This is a genomic window from Streptomyces roseolus, from assembly GCF_014649855.1.
Lineage (GTDB): Bacteria > Actinomycetota > Actinomycetes > Streptomycetales > Streptomycetaceae > Streptomyces > Streptomyces roseolus.
This window is the reverse complement of record NZ_BMTV01000065.1, coordinates 6,810-9,373: the sequence shown is the minus strand read 5'-3', so window position 1 is coordinate 9,373 and position 2,564 is coordinate 6,810. Positions and strand designations below refer to the sequence as shown.

At 71.8% G+C, this 2,564-nt stretch carries 5 protein-coding genes; 2 read left to right on the top strand and 3 right to left on the bottom strand.

Annotated elements, in window-relative coordinates:
* Positions 1-316 precede the first annotated feature (316 nt).
* Positions 317-718 carry a cupredoxin domain-containing protein gene (locus IE245_RS36330; RefSeq protein WP_189955694.1) on the top strand — a complete coding sequence of 134 codons (402 nt, stop codon included), beginning with the start codon at positions 317-319 and terminating at the stop codon, positions 716-718.
* Positions 719-759: 41 nt separating this feature from the next.
* Complete coding sequence (locus IE245_RS36325; RefSeq protein WP_189955692.1) at positions 760-1,197, top strand: hypothetical protein; 438 nt, start codon at positions 760-762, stop codon at positions 1,195-1,197.
* On the opposite strand, the gene IE245_RS36320 is transcribed toward IE245_RS36325, so the two are convergent.
* From IE245_RS36320 to IE245_RS37585, 3 genes are all read right to left on the bottom strand, one after another.
* Complete coding sequence (locus IE245_RS36320; protein ID WP_189955690.1) at positions 1,166-1,561, bottom strand: DoxX family protein; 396 nt, start codon at positions 1,559-1,561, stop codon at positions 1,166-1,168. The two genes, IE245_RS36325 and IE245_RS36320, sit on opposite strands and share 32 nt — an antisense overlap.
* A gap of 50 nt (positions 1,562-1,611) precedes the next feature.
* Positions 1,612-2,370, bottom strand: a complete 759-nt coding sequence (locus tag IE245_RS36315) for an alpha/beta fold hydrolase (RefSeq protein ID WP_189955689.1) — start codon at positions 2,368-2,370, stop codon at positions 1,612-1,614.
* Positions 2,367-2,564, bottom strand: a 198-nt coding sequence (locus IE245_RS37585) for a DUF1295 domain-containing protein (RefSeq protein WP_229852074.1), incomplete at its 5' end; no start/stop codon positions are given. The genes IE245_RS36315 and IE245_RS37585, both read right to left, overlap by 4 nt.

The window sequence follows — 2,564 nt, the reverse complement described above, 5'->3', positions numbered from 1 at the left end:
CCCCAAGCTCCCCCAGGAAGCCACCGCCCCCGCCACCTGCGGCACCATCGAAGGGCACAACAGCGGCTCCATGGGCAAGAACTACTAGCCCTCAGCGAAGGGGTTGACGCCCACAGCCACACCAAGGGCTGTAGCCGTTCCGCCCGCACGACGGCCTCGGTGACCACTCGCCGCCGGGGCCGTCACCGCCCCTTGCTGAAGACCTCGACCGCACCTGGTCCGCACGCCGCCTCGGTTGTTCGGGGAGCCTCTCCGTTCGCGTCATCCGGCCTCTGTGGCCGTCGGGCGGCCCGTTCAGCGCACCCAGGAGGATCCCATGCTTGTTCGTCCCCGCTCCCGTACACCGCACACGGTCGTGGCCATCGCGGTGCTGTGCATCCTCATCGCACTCGCCGGCTGCTCCTCCTCCGGCGGGCCCGCGCCCGCCTCTCCATCGACCTCGGCACCGTCCTCCATGTCGGTCAGCGAAGAACGCATCGTCATCAAGGACTTCCGTTTCGAGCCGGCCGACCTCACTGCCGCACCAGGAGCCAAGGTTTCCGTGGTGAACGAGGACTCCGCTCCCCACACCGTGACAGCCCAGGCCGCCGACGCCTTCGACACCGGCACCATCGAAGGCGGCGAGACAGCCACGTTCACCGCACCGCCCGCTGCCGGCACGTACCGCTACCTCTGCAGCATCCATCCGTCCATGACCGGCACCCTCACCGTCCGCTGACCCGCCCAGGCCGCGCGGCGTCTCCACCATGGAGCGATCCCATGCACCACGATCCGACGCGGCCGGACAGCGGCCATCGGAGGCTGCGTACCGTCGCCCGTCTCCTGGCCGCAACCGGTCTCGCAGCCGACGCCTATCTTCACGCGCGTCTCGCCGAACGCTACGACGCCGTCAGCGCAACCCTCAGCCAGGGCACCCTCTTCAGAATCGAGGCAGCCATCGCCGCACTCGCGGCTCTGCTGCTCCTCGTCTGGCGCCGCCCCCTGGCCGACGCCTTCGCCTGGACCGTCGCCGCCGGCGGACTCGCGGCTCTCCTGCTCTACCGCTACGTCGACGTCGGCGAACTCGGCCCCCTGCCCAACATGTACGAGCCGGCCTGGTTCACCGACAAGAACCTCGTCGTCATCACCCAAGTGCTCGCACTTCTCGCCACCTCATCGCTCCTCCTCACCCGCCGAGACCGGCGGGGCCACGCCTGACCTCCTGCATACCGGCGTGGCGGGCCCAGAGGATCAGCGGGACCTGGAGGGGAAGCCGCGCGCAGGCGATGGCTCTCGCAGTGGTCGAGCGGTGACGCCAGTCGTAGGCCATCTTGACGTTCGCCGGGAACACTCCGGCGAAGAACAGGACGCTGGCCCGGGCACTGGCCTTTCGGGTCGCCGGCAGCGCGAGACCGGCGGCCAAGGCCAGCTCGGCCACGCCGCTGGCCGTGGTCCAGGCCCGGGGGCTGCCCGGCAGAGAACGCGGCACGAGGGAGTCGAACTGCCTGGGTGCGGCGAAGTGAGCGAGGCCCGCCGAGGCCATCAGACCGGCGAGCAGAAGCGCGGAACGAGCAGGGGTCATGGGATTCCTTCGATCAAGAGGGCGCAGGAGCAGACGTCCGCGAAAACCGATCAGCGGCGGCGCGGGCGGATCGTGTGACGCTCACCGGCGGACGGGATGAACATGGCGGCGTCCAGCGGGCCGGCCCCCCACATCGTCTCCGGGGCGGAGGTGCGGGGCGGGGATGCCAGGCCGAGGATGTCGGCTGTGCTGCGGGCGGCAAGGGCGTGCCAGAGGCGTGAGCGGCTGATCATGGTGTGGCGGCCGCCGGGCATGCGGATGCCCCGGACGCGGGCCTCGGCGGCCTCGGCGCGGCGGAGGTAGGCCCAGGTGTCGGTGGCGGAGGTGATCGGGTCGGATGGGTCGTGGAGGGCGATGACGGTGCGGTGGGCCAGGTGGGTGACCGGCTCGCCGGGAGGGCACCAGGGGGCGAGGGCGACGACGCCGCGGACGTGCGGATCGTCGGCGGCGCGCAGCGCGGCCCGGGCGCCCATGGAGTGCCCGAGCAGCACCACGGGCAGGGGGCCGGCCACGTCGGCGAGTTCGGTCAGGGCCTGGCGCGTGTCGTGAACGGGGTCGGCGCGCTCGGCGTTCCAGCCGCGCATCCGGTAGCGGACGTGGCCGATGAGGATGTCGGCGTGGCGCGGGTCCTGGCCGAGCGCACGGGCGAAAGCCCTCATCCTCAGGTCGGGCAGGTTGAGGGGTGGCGGGGGTGCGAGGGAGTCGGCACGTCCGCCGTGCAGCAGCAGTACCGCGCCGGCCGCGGGCAGGAACCGCGGCTCGGGCAGGTAGAGGGCATGGGAGGCGCTGCTTCGCCCGGATCCGCTCACGCCGCACTCTCCGGCTTCCCGCGAGCAGTTCTGCGGGGTGGCAGGGGGAGGAAGCCGCTGGTGCGGGCGGCGTACGCGGCGTAGCCGCGGCGGTGGGCCATGTGTTTCTCCAGGAGGCGTTTGCCGCTGCCGATGGTGAGGAGCAGGGTCATGAGGACCGGGGAGACGAGGACGGCGAGGGCCGGCTGCCAGGT

Coding starts and splice junctions, on each gene's coding strand:
- IE245_RS36330 (WP_189955694.1), top strand. CDS start 317: ATGCTTGTTCGTCCCCGCTCCCGTACACCGCACACGGTCGTGGCCATC.
- IE245_RS36325 (WP_189955692.1), top strand. CDS start 760: ATGCACCACGATCCGACGCGGCCGGACAGCGGCCATCGGAGGCTGCGT.
- IE245_RS36320 (WP_189955690.1), bottom strand. CDS start 1,561: ATGACCCCTGCTCGTTCCGCGCTTCTGCTCGCCGGTCTGATGGCCTCG.